Origin of the sequence: Streptomyces sp. NPDC102278 (assembly GCF_044766345.1) — a bacterium.
Lineage (GTDB): Bacteria > Actinomycetota > Actinomycetes > Streptomycetales > Streptomycetaceae > Streptomyces.
In genome coordinates this window covers 36680-60398 of record NZ_JBIWLV010000001.1, presented here as the reverse complement: position 1 = coordinate 60398, position 23719 = coordinate 36680, and the positions used below count along the sequence as shown (strand labels likewise).

General features: G+C 72.4%; 19 protein-coding genes. 14 read left to right on the top strand and 5 right to left on the bottom strand.

The features are described from left to right. Nucleotides 1-36: 36 nt before the first annotated feature. Nucleotides 37-1371 (bottom strand): 4-aminobutyrate--2-oxoglutarate transaminase, encoded by a 1335-nt coding sequence (gene gabT, locus ACIRO3_RS00225; protein ID WP_053675217.1) that lies wholly within the window; start codon nucleotides 1369-1371, stop codon nucleotides 37-39. 250 nt (nucleotides 1372-1621) lie between these two features. On the opposite strand from gabT, the gene ACIRO3_RS00220 reads away from it, so the two are divergent. From ACIRO3_RS00220 to ACIRO3_RS00170, 11 genes are all read left to right on the top strand, one after another. Then, nucleotides 1622-3976 carry an ATP/GTP-binding protein gene (locus ACIRO3_RS00220; protein WP_404131238.1) on the top strand — a complete coding sequence of 785 codons (2355 nt, stop codon included), beginning with the start codon at nucleotides 1622-1624 and terminating at the stop codon, nucleotides 3974-3976. A 228-nt stretch (nucleotides 3977-4204) separates the two neighbouring features. Then, nucleotides 4205-5785: a PucR family transcriptional regulator ligand-binding domain-containing protein gene (locus ACIRO3_RS00215; protein ID WP_361771490.1), complete on the top strand. Its 1581-nt coding sequence runs from the start codon at nucleotides 4205-4207 to the stop codon at nucleotides 5783-5785. 198 nt (nucleotides 5786-5983) lie between these two features. Then, complete coding sequence (locus ACIRO3_RS00210) at nucleotides 5984-7429, top strand: aldehyde dehydrogenase family protein (RefSeq protein ID WP_365997987.1); 1446 nt, start codon at nucleotides 5984-5986, stop codon at nucleotides 7427-7429. Between the two features lie 183 nt (nucleotides 7430-7612). Beyond that, a complete protein-coding gene (locus tag ACIRO3_RS00205; RefSeq protein ID WP_404131236.1) occupies nucleotides 7613-9565 on the top strand; it encodes an acyl-CoA dehydrogenase family protein in 1953 nt (650 codons plus the stop codon). 112 nt (nucleotides 9566-9677) lie between these two features. Further along, a complete protein-coding gene (locus ACIRO3_RS00200) occupies nucleotides 9678-10940 on the top strand; it encodes a hypothetical protein (RefSeq protein ID WP_404131234.1) in 1263 nt (420 codons plus the stop codon). 20 nt (nucleotides 10941-10960) lie between these two features. Next, nucleotides 10961-12214, top strand: coding sequence for a 1-deoxy-D-xylulose-5-phosphate reductoisomerase (gene dxr / locus ACIRO3_RS00195; RefSeq protein ID WP_404131232.1), 1254 nt, complete (start codon nucleotides 10961-10963; stop codon nucleotides 12212-12214). After that, a complete protein-coding gene (locus ACIRO3_RS00190) occupies nucleotides 12211-13512 on the top strand; it encodes a M50 family metallopeptidase (RefSeq protein ID WP_404131230.1) in 1302 nt (433 codons plus the stop codon). The genes dxr and ACIRO3_RS00190 overlap by 4 nt, the downstream gene beginning before the upstream one ends. A gap of 206 nt (nucleotides 13513-13718) precedes the next feature. Further along, complete coding sequence (gene ispG, locus ACIRO3_RS00185; RefSeq protein ID WP_361771496.1) at nucleotides 13719-14876, top strand: flavodoxin-dependent (E)-4-hydroxy-3-methylbut-2-enyl-diphosphate synthase; 1158 nt, start codon at nucleotides 13719-13721, stop codon at nucleotides 14874-14876. Nucleotides 14877-15032: 156 nt separating this feature from the next. Further along, nucleotides 15033-15878 carry a GNAT family N-acetyltransferase gene (locus ACIRO3_RS00180; RefSeq protein WP_404131227.1) on the top strand — a complete coding sequence of 282 codons (846 nt, stop codon included), beginning with the start codon at nucleotides 15033-15035 and terminating at the stop codon, nucleotides 15876-15878. 137 nt (nucleotides 15879-16015) lie between these two features. Then, on the top strand, nucleotides 16016-16588 hold the full coding sequence (locus tag ACIRO3_RS00175; RefSeq protein WP_361771498.1) for a GNAT family N-acetyltransferase: 573 nt from the start codon (nucleotides 16016-16018) through the stop codon (nucleotides 16586-16588). Nucleotides 16589-16630: 42 nt separating this feature from the next. Next, nucleotides 16631-18325, top strand: a complete 1695-nt coding sequence (locus tag ACIRO3_RS00170) for a proline--tRNA ligase (protein ID WP_404131225.1) — start codon at nucleotides 16631-16633, stop codon at nucleotides 18323-18325. Nucleotides 18326-18371: 46 nt separating this feature from the next. Here the strand turns inward: ACIRO3_RS00170 and ACIRO3_RS00165 are convergent, their stop codons facing one another. Genes ACIRO3_RS00165 through ACIRO3_RS00150 form a run of 4 tightly spaced genes read right to left on the bottom strand, consistent with a single transcriptional unit; the run spans nucleotide 18372 to nucleotide 21380 of the window. After that, nucleotides 18372-19331: a slipin family protein gene (locus ACIRO3_RS00165; RefSeq protein ID WP_404131223.1), complete on the bottom strand. Its 960-nt coding sequence runs from the start codon at nucleotides 19329-19331 to the stop codon at nucleotides 18372-18374. 42 nt (nucleotides 19332-19373) lie between these two features. Further along, complete coding sequence (locus ACIRO3_RS00160) at nucleotides 19374-20276, bottom strand: aminoglycoside phosphotransferase family protein (RefSeq protein WP_365997994.1); 903 nt, start codon at nucleotides 20274-20276, stop codon at nucleotides 19374-19376. Nucleotides 20277-20292: 16 nt separating this feature from the next. Beyond that, the gene (locus ACIRO3_RS00155) at nucleotides 20293-20751 is read right to left on the bottom strand and encodes a ferritin-like domain-containing protein (protein WP_361771502.1); all 459 of its coding nucleotides are present in this window, start codon (nucleotides 20749-20751) and stop codon (nucleotides 20293-20295) included. Then, nucleotides 20748-21380: a hypothetical protein gene (locus tag ACIRO3_RS00150; protein WP_404131220.1), complete on the bottom strand. Its 633-nt coding sequence runs from the start codon at nucleotides 21378-21380 to the stop codon at nucleotides 20748-20750. Before ACIRO3_RS00150 ends, ACIRO3_RS00155 begins: the two co-directional genes overlap by 4 nt. A gap of 157 nt (nucleotides 21381-21537) precedes the next feature. On the opposite strand from ACIRO3_RS00150, the gene rimP reads away from it, so the two are divergent. From rimP to ACIRO3_RS00135, 3 genes are all read left to right on the top strand, one after another. Further along, nucleotides 21538-22035, top strand: a complete 498-nt coding sequence (gene rimP / locus ACIRO3_RS00145; RefSeq protein ID WP_361771504.1) for a ribosome maturation factor RimP — start codon at nucleotides 21538-21540, stop codon at nucleotides 22033-22035. Between the two features lie 2 nt (nucleotides 22036-22037). Then, nucleotides 22038-23129 carry a transcription termination factor NusA gene (gene nusA, locus ACIRO3_RS00140; protein WP_404131218.1) on the top strand — a complete coding sequence of 364 codons (1092 nt, stop codon included), beginning with the start codon at nucleotides 22038-22040 and terminating at the stop codon, nucleotides 23127-23129. Nucleotides 23130-23285: 156 nt separating this feature from the next. Then, a complete protein-coding gene (locus tag ACIRO3_RS00135) occupies nucleotides 23286-23573 on the top strand; it encodes a YlxR family protein (protein WP_404131216.1) in 288 nt (95 codons plus the stop codon). The last annotated feature ends 146 nt before the right edge of the window (nucleotides 23574-23719 follow it).

Below are 23719 nucleotides of genomic sequence, written 5' to 3'. Positions count from 1 at the left end.
GCCGGTAGGGGTGGGTCACTGTGTTCGGGCAATCGCTCAGATGCCCGCGAACGCGGCCTCGATGACGTCCAGACCCTCGTTCAGGAGGTCCTCGCCGATGACGATCGGGGGGAGGAAACGAAGCACGTTGCCGTAGGTGCCACAGGTGAGGACGAGCACGCCCTCGGCGTGGCAGGCCTTGGCGAGCGCGCCGGCCGCCTCCGGGAACGGGGTCTTGGAGACCGGGTCCTTGACGAGCTCGATCGCGATCATGGCGCCGCGGCCGCGGATGTCGCCGATGATGTCGTACTTCTCCTGCATGGCCGTCAGGCGGGTCTTCATGACGGACTCGATCTTCTTCGCCGCGGCGTTGAGGTCGAGCTCCTTCATGGTCTCGATCGAACCGAGCGCACCGGCGCACGCCACCGGGTTGCCGCCGTAGGTACCACCCAGGCCACCGCCGTGCACGGAGTCCATCATCTCGGCACGGCCGGTCACGGCGGCGAGCGGCAGGCCGCCCGCGATGCCCTTGGCGGTGGTGATCAGGTCGGGGACGATGCCCTCGTCCTCGCACGCGAACCACTGGCCGGTACGGCAGAAGCCGGACTGGATCTCGTCGGCGACGAACACGATGCCGTTGTCGTTGGCGAACTTCACGAGGGCCGGCAGGAAGCCCTTGGCCGGCTCGATGAAGCCGCCCTCGCCGAGGACCGGCTCGATGATGATCGCGGCGACGTTGTCGGCGCCGATCTGCTTGCTGATCTGGTCGATCGCCTGGGCGGCGGCCTCGGGGCCACAGTTCTCGGCGCCGGTGGGCCAGCGGTAGCCGTAGGCGACCGGGACGCGGTAGACCTCGGGGGCGAACGGACCGAAGCCCTGCTTGTACGGCATGTTCTTCGAGGTCAGGGCCATCGTCAGGTTGGTACGGCCGTGGTAGCCGTGGTCGAAGACGACGACGGCCTGACGCTTGGTGTACGAACGGGCGATCTTGACGGCGTTCTCGACGGCCTCGGCACCGGAGTTGAACAGCGCGGACTTCTTGGCGTGGTCGCCCGGGGTCAGCTCGGCCAGGGCCTCGCACACCTCGACGTAACCCTCGTACGGCGTGACCATGAAACAGGTGTGGGTGAAGTCGGCGAGCTGCGCGGAGGCGCGGCGCACGACCGCCTCGGCGGAGGCACCCACCGAGGTCACGGCGATGCCGGAACCGAAGTCGATCATCCGGTTGCCGTCGATGTCCTCGATGATGCCGCCGCCCGCGCGGGCCGTGAAGACGGGAAGCACGGAGCCCACGCCACCGGCCACCGTCGCGAGACGGCGCGCCTGCAGCTCCTGCGACTTGGGGCCGGGGATCGCGGTGACGATGCGGCGCTCCTGCGGGACAGCGGTCATAGAGGGCTCCTGGGGATCCTGGGGGTGTTTTCGGACGCACTTGTGTCTTTGTCCGCAGGCTAGGCCCGGGGGCGGTGGTCCTGCATGCTCCGTTAGGGAGTGGTGCTCGCGTGTCCTTGTCCGGGACGGCCATAGGAGGGCTGCGGCGCGTGTCGTGTGGATCATGGCGGGGTACGGGCCCCGGGGCGCCCGCGGCCACTAGATTGAGCGCGCAGCGCAGCGCAGTGAACGGGCAGGGGGCAAGGGGTTCATGGACACCGACGGTGCGTACGAGGGACAGACGGTCCGCGCGGACCACGTGCCGAGACCGGCGGGCCCGCCGGGAGTTCCCCCGAAGCCGACCCATGCGCCGGGGGCGGGGGCCCGCCACGACGCGGCCGGCGCTCCCCTGGCGGACTGGGCGCGCACCCCGCGCCCGAAGGCCGAGCCGGGTGTCTGGCGCTTCGGATACCGGCCGCGGGAGGGCGTGGAGGTCGAACCCGCCTCGGATCGCGCCCTGCTCAGTGGCGCAGTCATTTCCTTCCTTGCCTGCGTGCTGCTCTGGTCCCTGCTGAGCAACGGGTACATCCCCTACGTCACCGTGCCGGTGCAGCTCTTCACGCCGCGTGACTGGTGGGAGCTGGGCGGCAACCCCGTCGACGGCAGGGGTACAGCCGCCCTGCAGGCGTACATGCTGTTGCTGACCGGCGCTCTCGTCGTGTGGTTCAGCAGACTTGGTTCCTGGGGGTTGGCGTTCGACCGGCTCGTCGCGGCACGGGGTGTCCGTGCCCGGGTGGTGGGGGCCGGGCTCGGGGCGCTGTTCGTGATCGTGCTGATCTGGACCAAAACGCTGACGGCCCTGGGGTTGTTCGGCGAGCACTTGCCGCTGGAGAGCATGAGCCCGGGCATGAGGACCGTGTCCTCCTATCTTGTCTACGTGGTCGTCTGCGCGCCCGTCATCGTGTTCTTCGCGCGCCTGGCCCGCAGGCCGGCGACAGTCGACCGCTCGGACGCGGAGCGGGAGCGCCCGGCTGCGGAGGCGCCCACCGCCCCCGACGACCCCGTCGCCTTCAACGAGTTGCGTGCCGCCGGGCTCGGGGAGGTGGCCGATCGGCTCGGTGGGGAGATCGGGGCCGGGCGGATGAACGACGTGGACTACGCACGGATCCGCCGCGCCTGGGAGTCCGTGCGCGTCGACCCGTCGCGCGCGCGGGCCTTCGCCGACGCCGTGCGGGAGAACGGCGCCGCCGCCTGCGTGCACCCCTCCGGGGCGCGGGACCTGCCCGTGCGGGCCGCGCGGCACGATCTGCTGGCGCGGCAGGTGCTGCTCGGCACGGTGCAGGACGGGGAGCGCAATCCCTGGGCCCGGCGCGGGACCGCGCTCGCCCTCGATCCGGAGGTGCTCGGCACCTCGCTGGTGGCCGTCGGGCCCTCCGGCACCGGCAAGACCCGACACCTGGTCCGCCCCGTCGTCGAGGCCCTGGCGCTCCAGGCGCTGGCCGGGCAGGCGGCCGTCATCGCCGTCGGTTCGGCGGGCGCCCAGCTGGGTCCGGACGCGGCGTACGACATCGTGGTCCGGATCGGCGATCCGGAATCCGTCCACGACCTCGACCTGTACGGCGGGGCCACCGACGCCGACGAGGCGGCCGGCCTGCTCGCCGAGGCGTTCGTCGGGGACGTTCCCGGGGTCGACGTGCGCCGCGCCGCGACGGCGCTCGCCCAGGTGCTCGGGCCGTTCCACGCCGCCTACGACCGCTTCCCCTCCGTGCCGGAGCTGCGCGATCTCCTCGACCCGGTCGGTGACGCCCCGGACGCGCTGCGCCGGGTGCTGGAGGCCTCCGGGCAGCCGGCGATGCTGCGCGAGCTCGATGCCCGCAGCCGGCAGCGCGGCGCCCCGGGCGACCCCGCTCCGGCGCTCGCCGACCGGCTGGCGCTGCTGGACCGGCCCGCCTTCCACGGGTTCTTCGACACGTCGGGGCAGAGCCGGCCGTTCTCGGTGCGGGCGCTGGAGCACCCGATCCGGGTCCGGGTGGACCTTCCCGAGCGGGGGCACGCCGGCGCGTCGCGGATGCTGGCCCGGCTGCTGCTCGCCCAGTTCAACGCCTCCGTCGCGGCCCGCGCCGATCGTTCGCTCTTCGCGTTCCTGGCCTTCGACGACGCCTCGCACACGCTGACCCCGGAGACCGTGCGCGGCGTGCAGCGGCTGAGGTCGGCGAACGCGGGGGTGCTGTTGACGCTGCGTACCCTCGACGACGTGCCGGACGGGTTGCGGACCCCGCTGCTGGGCGCGGTGGGTTGTCGGATGGCCTTCTCCGGGGTCACCACCTGGGACGGGAAGCGGTTCGCGGAGGCCTGGGGCACGGAGTGGGTGGAGACGCGCGACGTCACCCATCGGACGGTCTTCGCGGACCAGCCGCTGACCCGGGCCATCCACGCCTTCCGCAAGCTGGTCACCGGCAAGGCCGTGACCACGGACGCGGTGACCGTGCGGCAGGTGGAGCGCGAGCGCTGGTCGGCGTCCGACCTGGCGCACGCGGTGCCGCCGGACCACGCCGTGCTCTCGCTGACCTCGGTCCGGGGGGAGCGGGCCGCGCCCCTGCTGGTCAGGCTGGCGGGATCGAGCTGAGCGGACCCGTACGAGGTGGCAGAATCGAGGGGAGTCGTTCATACGGCACGGCGAAATACCCCTCGCTCGACACGGTGAAATGCTCCCCGTCCGACACCCGTCCGGCACCCCCCCCGGCAGCCGTCCGACACCCGTCCGACACCCGTCCGACACGGCGCCACACCCTCGCTCCGCGCCCCGGCACCGTCACCGCCCCACTCCTCCTCCGTCTAAGGCCGCTGGTACCCGATGCCGCTCACCCTCGCCTCGCTCGTCCAGCACTCGGCGCTCAAGCTCAGCGTCCGGGCGGGGGAGGACCGCCTCGACACGCCCGTGCGCTGGGCCCACGTCAGCGAGCTCGCCGACCCCGTGCCCTACATGGAGGGCGGTGAACTGCTGCTGATCACCGCGATGAAGCTGGACGCCGAGGACCCCGAGGAGATGCGGCGGTACGTGCGCAGGCTCGCGGCCGCCGGGGTCGTCGGCATCGGCTTCGCGATCGGCGTCAACTACGAGGCCATCCCGCAGGCCCTGGTCGAGGCGGCCGCGGCGCAGGACCTGCCGCTGTTGGAGGTGCCGCGCCGCACCCCGTTCCTCGCCATCAGCAAGGCCGTCTCCGCGGCCCTCGCGGCCGACCAGTACCGGGCCGTGACGGCCGGATTCGAGGCGCAGCGGGAACTGACCCGCGCCGCCCTGTCGGCCGACGGACCCGCCGAACTCCTGACGAGGCTGGCGGCGCACGTGCACGGCTGGGCCGCGCTGTACGACACCTCGGGCGCGGTGGTCGCGGCGGCTCCCGACTGGGCGGCCCGCCGGGCGGCCCGGCTGACCCCGGACGTGGAGCGGCTGCGGGAACGGCCGGCGCCCGCGAGCGCGGTCGTGGGCGGCTCCGACGACCGGGTCGAACTCCAGTCGCTGGGTACGGGCCGACGCGCGCGGGGCGCGCTCGCGGTGGGCACCGGCGCCCCGCTGGGCACGGCGGAGCGGTACGCCGTGCACTCGGCGGTGGCCCTGTTGACGCTCACCACCGAGCGGTCGCGGTCCCTGCACGAGGCGGAGTCCCGGCTGGGGGCCGCGGTGCTGCGGATGCTGATGGTCGGCGAGGCGGAGCACGCGCTGGCCGTCGCCGGGGACCTGTACGGGGCGCTCCTGGAGGCGCCGTTCCGGATCGTCGTCGCCGAGCCGGCCCTGACGGGGACGGCCCAACCGGAAGGTCTCGCGCAGCTGGCCGACGCGGTCGAGTCCGCGGCGGCCCGTACCGGCGAGGCGCTGCTGGTGGTGCCCGAGGAGGGGCGGTTGGTGGTTCTGGCGGCCGAGGCGGGTTCCGCGGCCCGGGCGTGCGCGGAGCACGCGGAACTGCTGGAGGCGCGGCGCGGCCGGGACACGACCGGGCCGGAGCCGGACGAACTGGTGATCGGGCTGTCGGGCACGGCCGGACCCGCCGGCGTGGCGGCGGCCTTCAAGCAGGCGGACCAGGCCCTCGCCGTGGCCCGCCGGCGCGGCCGGGCGATGGTGGAGCACGAGGACCTGGCGGCGGGGTCGGTCCTGCCGCTGCTCGCCGACGACGCGGTACGGGCCTTCGCGGACGGCACGCTGCGGGCCCTGAGGGAGCACGACGAGAAGGGGCGCGGCGACCTGGTGGCCTCGCTGCAGGCCTGGCTCTCCCGGCACGGCCAGTGGGACGCGGCGGCGGTGGACCTGGGCGTGCACCGGCACACGCTGCGGTACCGGATGAAGCGGGTGGAGGAGATCCTCGGCCGCTCCCTGGACGACCCGGACGTCCGGATGGAACTCTGGCTCGCCCTCAAGGCCGCCTCGACGGCCCCATAGCCCCGGCCCCACCCCCGGCCCGGCCCCATGGCCCCGGCCCGCCCCCGCCCCGGCCCCCACGAAAGGCCCCGACACTGACAAAGCGGCGCGGGCCGCGTTCCGTGTACTCCATGCCGGACAAACAACGAATCCTCCGCGGAGTCCTACGGTGGTGGGGACAAGGACCCCACCGCACAACTCCGAAGGGCCGGGATTCGCATGACTTCCACCCACGCCTTCTGGCTCGCCGGCCGCCTGGCCACCGGCGAGGACAGCTTCGACGTCCACTCCCCGTGGGACGGTCGGCTGGTCGCCTCCGTCAGCGTGCCCACCGACGCGCAGGTCGAAGAGGCCGTGGCCGCGGCGCACGCCGTGACGGCGGAGTTCTCCGCGACGCCCGCCCACGTACGGGCCGCCGCCCTGGACCACGTGTCCAAGCGGCTCGCCGAGCGCACCGAGGAGATCGCCCAGCTGATCTCCGCCGAGAACGGCAAGCCCATCAAGTGGGCCCGCGGTGAGGTCGGCCGTGCGGTGTCCGTGTTCCGTTTCGCCGCCGAGGAAGCCCGCCGCTTCAACGGGGGAGAGGCCCAGCGCCTCGACACCGACGCCGGTGGCGTCGGCCGGCTCGCGCTGACCCGCCGCTTCGTCAAGGGTCCCGTGCTCGGCATCGCGCCGTTCAACTTCCCGCTGAACCTGTGCGCCCACAAGGTGGCCCCCGCCATCGCCGTCGGCGCGCCGATCATCCTGAAGCCGGCCCCGGCCACCCCGCTCTCCGGCCTGATCCTCGGCGAACTGCTCGCCGAGACGGACCTGCCGGTCGGCTCCTGGTCCGTCCTGCCCGTGGCGAACGACAAGATGCCCGCCCTGGTCAAGGACGAGCGCCTGCCCGTCATCTCCTTCACCGGCTCCGACACGGTCGGCTACGCCATCCAGCAGTCGGTGCCCCACAAGCACTGCACCCTGGAGCTCGGCGGCAACGCCGCGGCCGTCGTCCTCGCCGACTGGTCCTCCGAGGCCGACATCGACTGGGCCGCGACCCGTATCGCGACCTTCTCGAACTACCAGGCCGGCCAGTCCTGCATCTCGGTGCAGCGCGTGATCGCCGACGCCACCGTGTACGACCGCCTCGTCGAGAAGGTCGTCGCCAAGGTCCGCGCCCAGGTCACCGGTGACCCGTCCGACTCCGCCACCGACGTCGGCCCCCTCGTCTCCGAGGCCGCCGCCAAGCGCGTCGAGTCCTGGGTGGACGAGGCCGTGTCCGCCGGCGCCAAGCTGCTCACGGGCGGCAAGCGCGAGGGTGCCTCGTACGAGCCCACCGTCGTCGCCGACCTGCCGGCCGGCGTCACGCTCGCCGTCGAGGAGGTCTTCGGGCCGGTCCTCACGCTGCAGAAGGTCGACGGGGTCGACGAGGCCTTCGCGGCCGTCAACGACTCGAAGTTCGGTCTGCAGACCGGTGTCTTCACCCGTGACATCCAGGTCGCGTTCCGCGCGCACCGCGAGCTGGAGGTCGGCGGTGTGATCGTCGGCGACGCGCCGTCCTACCGCGCCGACCAGATGCCGTACGGCGGCGTCAAGCAGTCCGGTGTCGGTCGCGAGGGCGTCCGCTACGCCATGGACGACTACACGTACGAGCGGGTCCTGGTCCTCACGGGCCTCGACATCTGACCGACTCGTACGGCCACGAGCCGACGGCCGGAGCCTACTGTGCGGGGGCTCCGGCCGTCCCCTTTTCGCCCACCCGGCCGGACGCCCCTTTTCAGGGCGCCCGAAACGGGTACCACTCACCAGGTAGCACCGACCGGCATCCGGAAAGTCAACCGACTTCGGCGGCGAGGTGAGTCCCCTCTCATGTCCGCAACACAGCCCAGCGGCACCCAGCCCAAGGTGACCGAGCGCGAGGCACGACAGGTCGCGGAAGCGGCCCGGGAACAGGACTGGCGCAAGCCCAGCTTCGCCAAGGAACTCTTCCTCGGGCGGTTCCGGCTCGACCTGATCCACCCCCATCCGCTGCCCGCCGACGAGGACGTCCGGCGCGGTGAGGCCTTCCTGGCCCGGCTGCGGCAGTTCTGCGAGACCGAGATCGACGGGGCCCGCATCGAACGCGAGGCGAGGATCCCCGACGAGACCGTGCGCGGGCTCAAGGACCTCGGCGCCCTCGGGATGAAGATCGACCCCAAGTACGGGGGCCTCGGCCTCACCCAGGTGTACTACAACAAGGCGCTCGCCCTGGTCGGTTCGGTCAGCCCGGCCATCGGCGCCCTGCTCTCCGCCCACCAGTCGATCGGCGTCCCCCAGCCGCTCAAGATGTTCGGCACCCAGGAGCAGAAGGACACCTACCTGCCCCGCTGCGCCACCACCGCCATCAGCGCCTTCCTGCTCACCGAGCCCGACGTGGGCTCCGACCCGGCGCGCCTGGCGACCACGGCGGTACCGGACGAGAGCGGCGAGGAGTACCTCCTCGACGGGGTGAAACTCTGGACCACCAACGGGGTGGTCGCGGACCTGCTCGTCGTCATGGCCCGGGTACCGAAGAGCGAGAACCACCGGGGCGGGATCACCGCCTTCGTGGTCGAGGCGGACTCGCCCGGCATCACCGTCGAGCACCGCAACGCCTTCATGGGCCTGCGCGGACTGGAGAACGGCGTCACCCGCTTCCACCAGGTACGGGTCCCCGCGGCGCAGCGGATCGGCGCCGAGGGCGCCGGCCTGAAGATCGCGCTCACCACCCTGAACACCGGACGCCTCTCGCTGCCCGCCATGTGCGTCGGCGCCGGCAAGTGGTGTCTGAAGATCGCCCGCGAGTGGTCGGGCGTGCGCGAGCAATGGGGCCGGCCGGTGGCCCGGCACGAGGCGGTCGGCGCCAAGATCGCCTTCATCGCCGCCACCACCTTCGCCCTGGAGGCCGTGGTCGACCTCGCCTCCCAGATGGCCGACGAGGACCGCAACGACATCCGCATCGAGGCCGCCCTCGCGAAGCTCTACGGCTCCGAGATGGCCTGCCTGATGGCCGACGAACTCGTCCAGATCCGAGGCGGGCGCGGCTTCGAGACCGCCGAGTCGCTGGCCGCCCGCGGCGAGCGCGCCGTCCCCGCCGAACAGATGCTGCGCGACCTGCGCATCAACCGGATCTTCGAGGGTTCGACCGAGATCATGCACCTGCTGATCGCGCGGGAGGCGGTGGACGCCCACCTGTCGGTGGCCGGCGACCTCATCGACCCCGAGAAGGACCTCGGCGACAAGGCGAAGGCCGGCGCCCGCGCGGCCGGATTCTACGCGCGCTGGCTGCCCCGACTGGCCACCGGGGCCGGCCAGGTGCCGGGCACCTACCGCGAGTTCCACCCCGGCGGCCACCCCGACCTCGCCACCCACCTGCGTTATGTCGAGCGGACCTCCCGCAAACTCGCCCGATCGACGTTCTACGCCATGTCCCGCTGGCAGGGGCGGATGGAGACGAAGCAGGGCTTCCTCGGCCGGATCGTCGACATCGGCGCCGAACTCTTCGCGATGAGCGCGGCCTGCGTGCGGGCCGAGCACCTGCGCGCCACCGGCGACCACGGCCGCGAGGCCTACCAACTCGCCGACGCCTTCTGCCGGCAGTCCCGGATCCGCGTCGAGGAACTCTTCGGCCGGCTCTGGTCCAACACCGACGACCTCGACGGCAAGGTCGTCGCCGGGGTGCTGTCCGGCACCTACACCTGGTTGGAGGAGGGCATCCTCGACCCCTCGGGCGACGGCCCCTGGATCGCCGACGCCACCCCGGGCCCCTCCGCCCGGAAGAACGTCCACCGTCCGCTGCGCTGACCTGCGAGGATCAAGGTGGGCACGAGAGACGAGGAGCGATCCGCGCGACCGGCCCGCACGAGCAGGACGTACGAGCACCGGCACGAGCACGAGGCGGACGGGAACGATGGCGATGGCCGAGGACGACCGTCACAGCCGACGGCTGGCCTGGTGCGTGGCGCACCTGCTGCGCCACGCGCCCGACCCCGTCATCGCCGACCTGACGGGCCGGTTGGACGACACCACCCGCAAGTACCTGCTCCGCGACGAGTACCTGCCCGCCTCCCTCGTCACGCTCGTGCTGCGCCACGGCACCGACGAGGACCGGCGGACCGTCGCCCGCAACCCGCGCGTGTTCGGACGCCCGCTGCCGGGCCTGCCCGGACCCGCGCGGTACGCGGCCCGCCCCGCCCCCGGCCCGGAACTGCTCGCGGCGCTCGGCATCGGCCCCGGCCCGCTGGACACCGACGAACTGATCGGGCTGCTGCGCGCGCACGGCGCCCGCCCCCGGCTCCCCCTGACCCTGCTGCGGCTGCCGCACACCCTCGACCCCGAACTGCTGCGCGCCCGGCACGCCCGCGACCCGTTGCCGCCGGGAGCGATCGAGGCGCTGCTCCTGGTCGGCGGCCTGCCCCCGGAGGTGTCCGTCGCGCTGCTCGGCGGCGCGCCGGGGGAGACGTACGGGCGCCGCTGGTACCGACCCGCCGTACGGGCCGTCCGAATGGGCCTGCTGACCTGCGACGAGCTCGTCTCCCGGGTGGCTCCCGCCCGGCGCGCCCTGCTCCTGGCGGACCTGGCCGCCGGGCCGGGCGGACTCCGCTGGAACGTGCCCGAACAGGCCGAGATCCGGTCCGCCGTGCGGCGGGTGCTGCGGCCCGCCCTGGGCGACGACCCGCGCTGGTGGCCGGCGCTGAGCCGACGGGCGGTCGGCTTCGGCGGCACGCTGCCCGAACTGGTCGCGGTGGTGGCCGCGCAGGAGACCCCGCCCGCCGGCGTCCACACCGGCCCCGAACCGGTCGGCGGGGTGGAACGCGAACTGGCCCTGGTCAGTCTGGCCGTGCCGATGGAGCAGGTCAGCGAGGACATCAGGTGGGTCCGCAACTGCCTGGACCGGGGCCTGCTCACGGGGGCCGACGTGATCCGCCACAAGGTGCCCGCCTGCTGGGCCCTGGACGAGGACCAGTGGCTCGGTGACATCGACCATCCCGACCGCCACGACCGTCCGGAGGCCGTCCACTCGGCCCGCGCCGAAGCGGACCGGCTGTTCGCCCAGGCCCTCGGCGCGGACGCGGACGCCTGGTGGCGGGCCGCCCGGGCGCTCCCCGACTTCGCCGGGACGCTGCCGGAGCTGTTGGCCGGTGTGATTCAAGGGGACTCCGTGTCCAACCGCTCCTGAGTTGCGGCAACAATGGGAGCATGAGCGACAGCCCAGCCCCCCTCGCCGATCCGCACCTCCTCTTCGACCCCGCGGTCGGCCGCCGGGACATCGTCATCCTCGGGTCCACGGGGTCCATCGGGACCCAGGCCATCGACCTCGCCCTGCGCAACCCGGACCGGTTCCGGGTGACCGCGCTGTCCGCCGCCGGCGGGCGCGTCGCGCTGCTGGCCGAGCAGGCCCGGCTGCTGCGGGTCGCCGCGGTCGCCGTGGCCGACGAGGATTCCGTACCGGCCCTGAAAGAGGCGCTGAGCGCCCAGTACGGCGGTGCCGAGCCGCTGCCCGAGATCCTCGCCGGTCCCGACGCGGCGAGCGAACTCGCCGCCTCCGCCTGTCACACCGTGCTCAACGGCATCACCGGCTCCATCGGTCTCGCGCCCACGCTCGCTGCCCTGCGGGCCGGGCGGACCCTGGCCCTGGCCAACAAGGAGTCGCTGATCGTCGGCGGCCCGCTGGTCAAGGCGCTGGCGAAGCCCGGCCAGATCATCCCGGTGGACTCCGAGCACGCGGCGCTGTTCCAGGCGCTCGCCGCCGGCACCCGGGCCGATGTGCGCAAGCTCGTGGTCACCGCCTCCGGCGGTCCCTTCCGCGGCCGCACCCGCGCCGAGCTGGCCGACGTCACCGTCCAGGACGCGCTGGCGCACCCCACCTGGGCCATGGGCCCGGTCATCACCATCAACTCGGCGACCCTGGTCAACAAGGGGCTGGAGGTCATCGAGGCGCACCTGCTCTACGACATCCCCTTCGACCGCATCGAGGTCGTCGTCCACCCGCAGTCCTACGTCCACTCGATGGTCGAGTTCACGGACGGCTCCACCCTGGCCCAGGCCACCCCGCCGGACATGCGCGGCCCGATCGCGATCGGTCTCGGCTGGCCGCAGCGGATCCCCCACGCGGCCCCGGCGTTCGACTGGACCAAGGCGTCGAGCTGGGAGTTCTTCCCCCTGGACACCGAGGCCTTCCCGTCGGTGGGACTGGCCCGCCACGTGGGCGCCCTGGGCGGCACCGCCCCGGCCGTGTTCAATGCGGCGAACGAGGAGTGCGTGGACGCCTTCCTGGCCGGTCGGCTGCCGTTCACAGCAATCATGGATACGGTCTCCGCTGTGGTCGATGAGCACGGAACGCCGGAGGCGGGAACTTCCCTGACCGTCCGGGACGTCCTTGAAGCGGAGACCTGGGCCAGGGCCCGGGCACGGGAGATGGCGGCACGCGCCGCCGTGGAGGCGAGCGCATGACGATACTGCTGACCTTGATCGGTGTGGTCGTCTTCGTGGTCGGCCTGCTGGTCTCCATCGCCTGGCACGAGCTCGGCCACCTCTCCACGGCCAAGATGTTCGGCATCCGCGTGCCCCAGTACATGGTCGGCTTCGGCCGGACCATCTGGTCGCGGAGGAAGGGCGACACGGAGTACGGGATCAAGGCCATCCCGATGGGCGGCTACATCCGCATGATCGGGATGTTCCCGCCCGGCGAGGACGGCAAGGTCACCGCCCGCTCGACGTCGCCGTTCCGCTCGATGATCGAGGACGCGCGCTCGGCCGCGTACGAGGAGCTACAGCCCGGCGACGAGACGCGGCTGTTCTACACGCGCAAGCCGTGGAAGCGCGTGATCGTGATGTTCGCGGGGCCGTTCATGAACCTGGTCCTGGCCGTGGCGATCTTCCTGGCCACGCTGATGGCCTTCGGCGTGAACACCCAGACCACCGTGGTCAGCAGCGTGTCCGACTGCGTGCTCCAGCAGAGCGAGAAGCGCGACAAGTGCGCGGCCGGGGACCCGGTGGCCCCCGCCAAGGCCGCGGGCCTGCAACAGGGCGACAGGATCGTCGCGTTCAACGGCAGGAAGGTCGACGACTGGTCGGCGCTCCAGAAGAACATCCGCGCCACCATCGGCCCGGCCACCGTCACCGTGGAGCGCGCGGGCCGGCTTGTCGACCTGAAGCCCAACCTGATCGAGAACACCGTCGCCAAGACCGACGGCCGCGGCGAGTACGTCAAGGACGAGTACGTCACCGCGGGCTTCCTCGGCTTCGCCCCGGCCAGCGGCTACGTGGAGCAGACCTTCCCGCAGGCCGTCTCCCGCATGGGCGACATGATGGAGTCCGGGGTCGAGTCCCTGGTCGCGCTGCCGTCCAAGATCCCGGCGCTGTGGAACTCCGTCTTCAACGGAGCCGAGCGCGACGTGAACGGCCCGATGGGCATCGTGGGCGCCGCCCGGGTCAGCGGCGAGATCTTCACCCTGGACCTGCCGCCCACGCACATCCTGGTGATCTTCCTGAACCTGGTGGCCGGTTTCAACCTGTCGCTGTTCCTGTTCAACATGCTGCCGCTGCTGCCGCTCGACGGCGGCCACATCGCGGGCGCCCTGTGGGAGTCGGTACGGCGCAACGTGGCCCGCGTCTTCCGTCGGCCGGACCCCGGTCCGTTCGACGTGGCGCGGCTGATGCCACTGGCCTACGTGGTCGCGGGAGTCTTCGTCTGCTTCACCCTGCTGGTGCTCGTGGCGGACGTGGTGAACCCGATCAAGATCACCTGACGCGGCCGGTCCGACCTTCGGATCGACCGCTCATGCGAAAGTCGTACGACCATGCGTAGGGGGCCGGGCACACATCGTGCCCGGCCCTTCGCGTTCGGGTGGTACACCCCCGGCGATGCGCGGGTCCCGCCCGGATTGGCGTAATCTCGAAGGCTGGAGCCCGCCGATCTCGGGACCTTGATCCACACCTTGGGGTTGCACAGCAGATGACTGCCATCTCTCTCGGAATGCCGTCCGTGCCGACGAAGCTCGCCGTCCGACGGGTCAGTCGCAAGATCCAGGTCGGTTCCGTGGCCGTCGGTGGAGACGCACCCATTTCGGTGCAGTCGATGACCACGACGCGGACCTCCGACATCGGCGCCACCCTCCAGCAGATCGCCGAGCTCACCGCCTCTGGCTGCAACATCGTCCGGGTGGCCTGCCCCACGCAGGACGACGCCGACGCGCTCGCCGTGATCGCGAAGAAGTCGCAGATCCCGGTGATCGCCGACATCCACTTCCAGCCGAAGTACGTGTTCGCCGCGATCGACGCCGGCTGCGCCGCCGTCCGCGTCAACCCCGGCAACATCAAGCAGTTCGACGACAAGGTCAAGGAGATCGCGCACGCCGCCAAGGCCGCGGGCACCCCGATCCGGATCGGCGTCAACGCGGGCTCGCTCGACGCCCGACTGCTCAAGAAGTACGGCAAGGCCACCCCCGAGGCGCTGGTCGAGTCCGCGCTGTGGGAGGCCTCCCTCTTCGAGGAGCACGGCTTCGGGGACATCAAGATCTCCGTCAAGCACAACGACCCGGTCGTCATGGTCAACGCCTACCGCCAGCTCGCGGCCGCCTGCGACTACCCGCTGCACCTCGGCGTCACCGAGGCCGGCCCCGCCTTCCAGGGCACCATCAAGTCCGCCGTCGCCTTCGGCGCCCTGCTCTCCGAGGGCATCGGCGACACCATCCGCGTCTCCCTCTCCGCCCCGCCGGTCGAGGAGATCAAGGTCGGCAACCAGATCCTGGAGTCCCTGAACCTCAAGCCCCGCCGCCTGGAGATCGTCTCCTGCCCGTCCTGCGGGCGCGCGCAGGTGGACGTCTACAAGCTGGCCGAAGAGGTCACGGCGGGCCTGGAGGGCATGGAGGTGCCGCTGCGCGTCGCGGTCATGGGCTGCGTCGTCAACGGCCCCGGCGAGGCCCGCGAGGCCGACCTGGGCGTCGCCTCCGGCAACGGCAAGGGCCAGATCTTCGTGAAGGGCGAGGTCATCAAGACCGTCCCCGAGTCGAAGATCGTGGAGACCCTCATCGAAGAAGCCCTGAAGATCGCCGAGCAGATGGAGCGGGACGGCATCCCGTCCGGCGAGCCCACCGTCGCCATCGGCGTCTGAGCGACCCCGCCGACCCCGCCGACACGGCTCCGGCCCCGGCCCGTTCCCGCAGCTCGCGGGTGGGGCCGGGGCTTTTTCGTGACCTGTGGGACCAGGCATCCTCATGCGACGCCGGGTACAGTTCGGGGATCAGCAGACTTGCATGGTGAGGCCCCAGTGTTGACGCAGACCACCACCCGGGTCCTTGAGCCCGGTGATCTCGACGCCGCTCTCGCCGTCCTGGGCCGCGACCCCGTCGAGAACGCGTTCGTCACCTCGCGCGTCCAGGTCGCCGGGCTCGACCCGTGGCGCCTCGGCGGCGAGATGTGGGGTTGGTACGCCGGCGGCGAGCTCCAGGCCCTCTGCTACGCGGGCGCCAACCTGGTCCCCGTCTGCGCCGGACCCGACGCCGTACGCGCCTTCGCCGACCGGGCCCGCCGCACCGGCCGCCGCTGCTCCTCCATCGTCGGCCCGGCCGAGGCCACCCGGCTCTTGTGGCAGCTCCTGGAGCCCAGCTGGGGCCCCGCCCGGGACGTCCGCTCCCGCCAACCCCTCATGGTCATCGAACAGCCGTCGAGCGACGTCAGGGCGGACCCCCTGGTCCGCCGGATCCGCAAGGACGAACTGGACCTGATCATGCCCGCCTGCGTGGCGATGTTCACCGAGGAGGTCGGCATCTCCCCGCTCGCCGGGGACGGCGGCCTGCTCTACCAGGCCCGGGTCGCCGAACTCGTCGGCTCCGGCCGCTCCTTCGCCCGCGTCGAGGACGGCAAGGTCGTCTTCAAGGCGGAGATCGGCGCCGCCACCCCCCGCGCCTGCCAGATCCAGGGCGTCTGGGTCGACCCCGAGTTCCGCGGCCGAGGGCACTCCGAGAGCGGCATGGCCGCCGTCGTCGCGTACGCGCTGCGCGACGTGGCCCCCGTGGTCAGCCTGTACGTCAACGACTTCAACACCGCCGCCCGGGCGTCCTACCGCCGCGTGGGCTTCCGCGAGGTCGGCGCGTTCATGAGCGTGCTCTTCTGACCCCCCTTCCGACCCCGCCGGCCCGCCCCGGCGAAACGGTCCGCCCCGCTGCACCCGGGCGCTCGGCGCCGCCGGAGCGGGGAGCCGGCCGAGAGGGCCTCGTATCCCTCGCCGGTACCCCCGAGTAAGGTCACGGCATGCTGCCTACCTCCGAGGGCGACGACCCCGACCGGCCCGCCGGACTCCGCATCGCCGCCCTCGACCTCGCCGCCCGCGTGGACGAGGCCCTGCGCGTACAAGCCGTCGCGTTCGGGCTCAGCGACGACGAGGTCGGCATCCGGCGTTACATCGTCCAGCGCCACATGGACTGCCGGGGCGCCCGCGCCCTGGGGGCGTTCACCGACGACGGCGTGCTCGCCGGATTCGTGTACGGCATGCCCAACGACCGCGACCACTGGTGGTCCACCGTCGTCGAACCGCACCTGCGCGCCGGCGGCCACGACGGCTGGCTCGACCACTCCTTCGTCATCACCGAACTCCACGTGCACCCCGGGTTCCAGGGCCGCGGCGTCGGTCGCGCCCTGATCACCCGCATCACCGACACCGCCGCCGAGCCCCGCTCGATCCTCTCCGCCATCGACACCGAGAGCCCCGCCCGCGGCCTCTACCGGGCCCTCGGCTACACGGACCTCGCCCGCCAGGTGCACTTCCCCAGCGCGCGTCTGCCGTACGCCGTCATGGGCGCCCCGCTGCCCCTGCGCCGGCGCTGAATTCGATTCGGGTCGCGGGCCCGTCCCCGATAGCCTCCCGTCATGTCAACGCAACACGTGCAGCGCATGTCCCGCCTCATGGCCAAGACCCTCCGCGAGGACCCGGCGGACGCGGAGACCCTCAGTCACCGCATGCTGGTCCGCGCCGGCTACGTCCGGCGCAGTTCCGCCGGGGTGTGGACCTGGCTGCCGCTCGGCAAGCGGGTCCTGGACAACGTCTCGCGCGTCGTCCGCGAGGAGATGGACGCGATCGGCGCCCAGGAGGTCCTCCTCCCGGCGCTGCTGCCCAAGGAGCCCTACGAGGTCAGCGGCCGCTGGTCGGAGTACGGCGACCTGCTCTTCCGCCTCAAGGACCGCAAGGGCGCGGACTACCTCCTCGGCCCCACCCACGAGGAGATCTTCACCCTGCTCGTGAAGGACCAGTGCACGTCCTACAAGGACCTGCCGGTCATGCTCTACCAGATCCAGACCAAGTACCGGGACGAGGCCAGGCCGCGCTCCGGCGTGCTGCGCGGCCGCGAGTTCCAGATGAAGGACTCGTACTCCTTCGACGTGAGCGACGAGGGCCTGGCCGAGTCATACGCCCTCCACCGCGCCGCCTACCGACGGATCTTCGAGCGGCTCGGGCTGGAGCACCGGATCGTGTCGGCGGTGTCGGGAGCGATGGGCGGCTCCGCGTCCGAGGAGTTCCTCGCGCCGGCCGAGGCGGGCGAGGACACCTTCGCCGACTGTCCGTCCTGCGACTACGCGGCCAACACGGAGGCGGTGACCTTCGCCCTGACGCCGGTGGCCGGTGAGCACGGGCCGTTGGAGGAGATCCCCACCCCCGACACCCCCACCATCGAGACGCTGGCCGCACACCTGGGCGTGCCCGCCTCGGCGACGCTGAAGAACCTCCTCGTGAAGGTGGACGGCGAGATCGTGGCCGTCGGCGTACCGGGCGACCGCGAGGTGGACCTCGGGAAGCTCGGCGAGCATCTCGCTCCGGCCGTCGTGGAGTTGGTGACGGCCGAGGACTTCGTCGACCGGCCCGACCTGGTACGCGGCTACGTGGGCCCGCAGGGCCTTGGCAAGGTCCGCTACCTGGCCGACCCCCGTGTCGCGCCCGGCACTTCATGGGTCACCGGTGCCAACAAGCCCGACACGCACGCCCGGAACGTGGTCTGCGGACGGGACTTCGAGGTGGACCAGTACCTCGACGTGGTGGTCGTCGCCCCCGGCGACCCCTGCCCGCTCTGCGGCGCCGGCCTCCGCCTGGACCGCGCGATCGAGATCGGCCACATCTTCCAACTGGGCCGCAAGTACGCGGACGCCTTCGGGCTCGACGTGCTCGGCAAGGAGGGCAAGCCGGTCCGGGTCACCATGGGCTCGTACGGGATCGGCGTCTCCCGGGCGGTCGCGGCGCTCGCCGAACAGACTGCGGACGAACGGGGGTTGTGCTGGCCCGCCGAGGTGGCCCCGGCCGACGTCCACGTGGTCGCGGCGGGCAAGGCCGTACCGCTGGCGCTGGCCGCGGAAGCCGCCGAGGCGCTGGCCGCGGCGGGCCGACGGGTCCTCCTGGACGACCGGCCCGGCCTGTCGCCCGGGGTCAAGCTCACCGACGCGGAGCTGATCGGCGTGCCGTGGATCCTGGTCGCCGGGCGGCGCTCGGCCGAATCCGTGGTCGAACTCCAGAACCGCCTGGACGGCACCCGCGAGGAACTCCCGCTGGCGCAGGCGCTGGCCCGTCTGACGTGACGACCCCGCCGGGGCGCGCGGCCCCGGCGGACGGCCCGCGCCCCGGCTACCCGTCCTCGGCCTCGCCCTTGCCCTCGTCCGTGTCGTCCGCCGGGGCCGGAGCCCGGGCCGCGGGCGGGTCGAGGGCCGGGGGCGCGTCGGCGTCCGGGGCCGGCGCGATGCGCGGTGGCACGGCCTGCGTCGCGCCCGGCGGCGCGGCCTGCGTCGCGGCCGGGTCCGCGCTCGGCGGGGCGGCGGGCCCGGGGGCGGGCGCCGCCCGTTCGAGGAAGCGCAGGAGCTCCACCGGGAACGGCAGGACCAGCGTGGAGTTCTTCTCCGCCGCCACCGCCACCACCGTCTGCAGGAGCCGCAGTTGCAGCGCGGCCGGCTGCTCCGACATGACCTCGGCCGCCTCGGCCAGCTTCCTCGACGCCTGGAGTTCCGCGTCCGCGTTGATGATGCGCGCCCGCCGCTCGCGGTCCGCCTCGGCCTGTCGCGCCATCGACCGCTTCATGGTCTCCGGCAGCGACACGTCCTTGATCTCGACCCGGTCGATCTGGACGCCCCAACCCACCGCCGGGCTGTCGATCATCAGCTCCAGGCCCTGGTTCAGCTGCTCCCGGTTGGACAGCAGATCGTCCAGGTCCGACTTGCCGATGATCGACCGCAGCGAGGTCTGGGCCATCTGCGAGACCGCGAAGCGGTAGTCCTCGACCTCGATGATCGCGTCGGCGGCGTCGATCACCTTGAAGTAGACGACCGCGTCCACCCGCACGGTGACGTTGTCCCGGGTGATGCCCTCCTGGGCCGGCACCGGCATCGTCACGATCTGCATGTTCACCTTGCGCAGCTTGTCCACACCCGGGACGACGAAGGTGAAGCCGGGACCCCGGACGCCCTTGCGGAGCCGGCCCAGCCGGAACACCACGCCCCGTTCGTACTGCTTCACCACCCGGGCGGCGACGCCCAGGTACACCGTGACTCCGACGCCGGCGGCGATCGCCGCTGTCAGCAGTTCTTCGACCATGACGGCCCCCTGCCGTACATATGCACCTATGTACGGTATGCCCTACAACCAGGCCGCGAACTCCAACAACAGCTCCGCGTCCCGACGCCGACCCGCGACCAGCGCCCGGTTCCCCGACTCCACCGCGCGGAAGACCGTCCAGCCCCGCAACCGTTCCCGGTCCACGTCCAACGCGTCGGCCAGCTTGTTCACCCGCCGGCGGGCGCCCGACGCCCCCGTCGAGGAGGCCACCTGGTCCTCCAGCCGGTCCCTGACCAGCCGCGCGAGATCGTAGGCCCGCTCGCCCACCACCGGGTCGGGACCCACCGTCAGCCACGGCGCCCGCTCACCGGCCAGCACCTTGCCCTGCCGGAAGTTCCCGTGCAGCAGCAGCTCCTCGCCCGGCGCCGCCGTCAGCTCCTCACGGAGCGCGAGGGCCGTCGCGGCGAGCGCCTCGACCTCCGCGGGGGCCTTCCGCAACGCCTCGGCCTGCCGCTCCGTGCGCTGTGCGACCGTCTCCCACTTGTGATCGGCCCCCGGGGCCACCCACAGCCGCCGCAGCGTGCCCGAGGCCTCCAGCAGCGCCTTCGCCTCGGGCAGCGAGCGCAGCGAGACCTCCGGGTGCAGCCGCTCCAGGAGCAGCGCGCCGTCCTCCTCGTGGTGCCGCGAGTCCAGGACCCGTACGGACCCGAACCCGCCCCAGTGGGCGAGCGCCGCCAGCTCCCGGTCGGGCCGCGCCCCGGGGGGCGCCAGCTTCAGCGCGGCCGGGGTCCCGTCGGCGTACCGGACGAGGACCACCAGGCTGCTGCGTCCGCCCGGGGCCTGGACCCGCTGGGCGGACACCTCACGCCGGGTCAGCGCCTCCTCGGTCAGCAGGGGCAGCCGCCCCAGCCACTCCGTGTCCCGCGTCGTCCCCGGCGTCTCGCCGAGCGCCCGCACCAGCCGCTGCGGCGGTTCGAAAGCCATGCGTGCGTGATCCCTTTCAGCTGGTCCGGGCTCGCTTCGAGCGTTCCGTGAGCCCAGGGAAGGCTACGCCGACCCCACGCCAGCGTGCCGCCCGGACCGCCGCGGCGCTCAGCGCGTCGGCCGCCTCACGGCGCAACGGGCCGTCGGCGGCCCGCACCAGGTCGGAATAGGCCCCGGCCACCCGGTCCTCGACGTCACCGGCGAGCCGCTCGGCGTCCGCCGGGGTGCGCAGCTCGAACGGCAGGGCGTACGCGGCCTCCGACGGGCGGGGGGATCCGCCCAGGTCACGCACGGTGCGGGCGAGCGAGTCACGGCGCGCGAGGTGCTGTCCGTACGCCTCGCGGGCCTCGGGCGCCCGGGCCGCGGCGATGCGCGCGCCGATCACCCCGTAGGCGTACGCGGCCGCGTGCTCGGCGGCCAGCGCGGCCTGCGCGGCCTCCAGCGGGCGGGTCGTCGAGGAGGGCTCGGGCTTCACGGGCGGGCTCCCGGGTTCGAGGTCAGCAGGTACGCGTGGACCGCGCCGCAGGCCGCCACCGAGGCCAGCAACCGGGCCAGCTCCCCGGGGGCGCCGGCCAGCGCGACGGTCCGGGTCTCGGACAGGCCCCGCTCGGCGTCCGCGAGCGCGGCCAGCGCGTCGGCGGCCTTGGGCGGGACCGGCTCGCCGGACCGTGAGGGCGTGGCCGTCGCCGAGGCGGACGGCGAGGGGGAGGCCCGCCGTTCGCCCGGCTGTCCGGGCTCGGCGAACGACAGGGCCGCGGGGTGCGCCGCGACGGAGGCCCGCAGCGGGGCGAGCCGCCCGGCCAGGTCCGGATGGGCGGCGATGGTGCTGTCGTAACGTTCCAGCAGAATCTCGCTGTCACGAACGGCACCCTCCCGCATCCGCCGTTCGAGTGAGACCTCGGTGTCCGCACCGGACGCGTCGTCGCCGCCCGAGCACCCGCCGAGCAGCGTGACCCCGGTCGCGCCGACGGCCGTGACGAGCAGGCTGCGGCGCGAAAGGGCCGAAGGGCGGGAGGGGTGCGGGGGACCGGCGGGCTCCGCCGACTCCGCGAACCCCGAGGTCCGCGCGGGTGCGGACGGCGGGCGGGGCGTGGTCCAGGGCACGGTGACGTCCTCCGGAGGTGACGGCGGGGCGGGTGTGATCAAGGTACCCGGGGCCCGTGCCGGAGCACTGACGGCAACACCCTCCGCGACCGGATACCCTTTGACCTGACACGCGACAGAAAACCACAACAGCACACGCGGCCGAGGAGTCACCCGGATGAGCACCACCCAGAGCGACAGGCTGCGCGGACTGTTGGAGCCGCTGGTCGCCGCCAAGGGCCTGGACCTCGAAGACATCGAGACGTCCAAGGCGGGCAAGCGCCGGATGCTGCGGATCATCGTGGACTCCGATGAGGGTGTGGAACTGGACGCCTGTGCCGAGCTGAGCCGCGAAGTCTCCGATCTGCTCGACGAGAGCGACGTGATGGGCGAGGACGAGTACGTCCTCGAGGTGAGCTCGCCGGGCGCGGACCGCCCGCTGACCGAGCACCGTCACTACATCCGGGCGATCGGCCGTCTCGTGAAGTTCCAGTCGACCGAGAGCGGGGAACTGATCGCCCGCATCCTCGACGTCGACGACGAGGGCATGGACCTCGAAGTACCGGGTGTGAAGGGCCGCAAGGCGACCACCCGCCGCATCGCGTTCACCGACATCGTCAAGGCGCGTGTCGAGATCGAGTTCAACCGCAAGGACAAGAAGGAAGAGGAGGCGTAGTCGTGGACATCGACATGAGTGCCCTACGGGGTCTGGTCCGGGAGAAGGAGATCTCCTTCGACCTGCTCGTCGAGGCGATCGAGTCGGCCCTCCTCATCGCGTACCACCGCACCGAGGGCAGCTTCCGCCGCGCCCGCGTCGTGCTCGACCGCACCAACGGTCACGTGGTCGTGTGGGCGACGGAAGACCCGAAGGATCTCGAAGAGGGCCAGGAGCCCAAGGAGTTCGACGACACGCCGTCGGACTTCGGCCGGATCGCCGCGACGACCGCCAAGCAGGTGATCCTCCAGCGTCTGCGCGACGCCGAGGACGACCTGACCTTCGGCGAGTTCCTCGGCCGCGAGGGTGACGTCATCACCGGCGTCGTCCAGCAGGGCAAGGACCCCAAGAACGTCCTCGTCGACATCGGCAAGCTGGAGGCCATCCTGCCGGTGCAGGAGCAGGTCCCCGGCGAGGAGTACACCCACGGGCTGCGCCTGAAGGCGTACGTGGTGCGCGTCGCGAAGGGTGTCCGCGGCCCGTCCGTGACCCTCTCGCGGACCCACCCCAACCTGGTGAAGAAGCTGTTCGCCCTGGAGGTCCCGGAGATTGCCGACGGCAGCGTCGAGATCTCGGCGATCGCCCGCGAGGCCGGCCACCGCACCAAGATCGCCGTACGGTCCACGCGCTCGGGCCTGAACCCGAAGGGCGCCTGCATCGGCCCGATGGGCAGCCGCGTGCGCAACGTGATGGCCGAGCTGCACGGTGAGAAGATCGACATCGTCGACTGGTCGGACGACCCCGCGGAGATGGTCGCCAACGCCCTGTCGCCCGCCCGGGTGAGCAAGGTCGAGGTCGTCGACTGGGACTCCCGCTCCGCCCGGGTGACCGTGCCCGACTACCAGCTCTCGCTGGCCATCGGCAAGGAGGGCCAGAACGCCCGCCTCGCCGCGCGGCTCACCGGCTGGCGCATCGACATCCGCCCGGACACCGAGGACCCCTCGGACCGGGACGGCGACCGCGACCGCGGTGGGGACCGGGACCGCGGTGGGGACCGGGACCGCGGCGGCGACGACCGCGGCGCGGACCGTCACTCGGACCGGCGCGGGGAATAAACCACTACCGGTCGGTGGTTTTCGGCCGGTAGACAGGGACCCCGCAGGTCGGGGTCCCTGACCTGTGGATCCTCCGGGACCCACGCGAATCACAACGATATCCGTTCGATTTTTCGCCCGAAGGGGTGAGGTCGGTGCGGGGAGGTAGACTTAAGCGTGTCTGGCCGGACGCAAGCCCGCGCATGCCCCGAACGCACCTGTGTGGGGTGTCGGGAGCGAGCGGCCAAGAGCGATCTGCTGCGCATCGTGGCGGTCGAGGACGAATGCGTCCCCGATCCTCGCGGTACGCTGCCCGGCCGGGGTGCCTACGTGCACCCCGCCGTGGTCTGCCTCGACCAGGCGGTCCGCCGCAGAGCGCTCCCCCGGGCCCTTCGGTCCGCCGGAGCGCTTGACGCGGCGGCACTGCGCGAAGCCGTGGCCGGTGAGGCCGGGGCGACACCGTAAGACGTAGTACGGCACGGATACCCCGTGCGGTCAGGTACCTCGCGAGTTGGAAGTAGGTCGAGATTGCGATGAGCACTCGATGAGTACGCGATGAGTACGCCCATGAAGTAGCGACGGTCCGGCGTAACCCGGACCTAAAAGGAGCG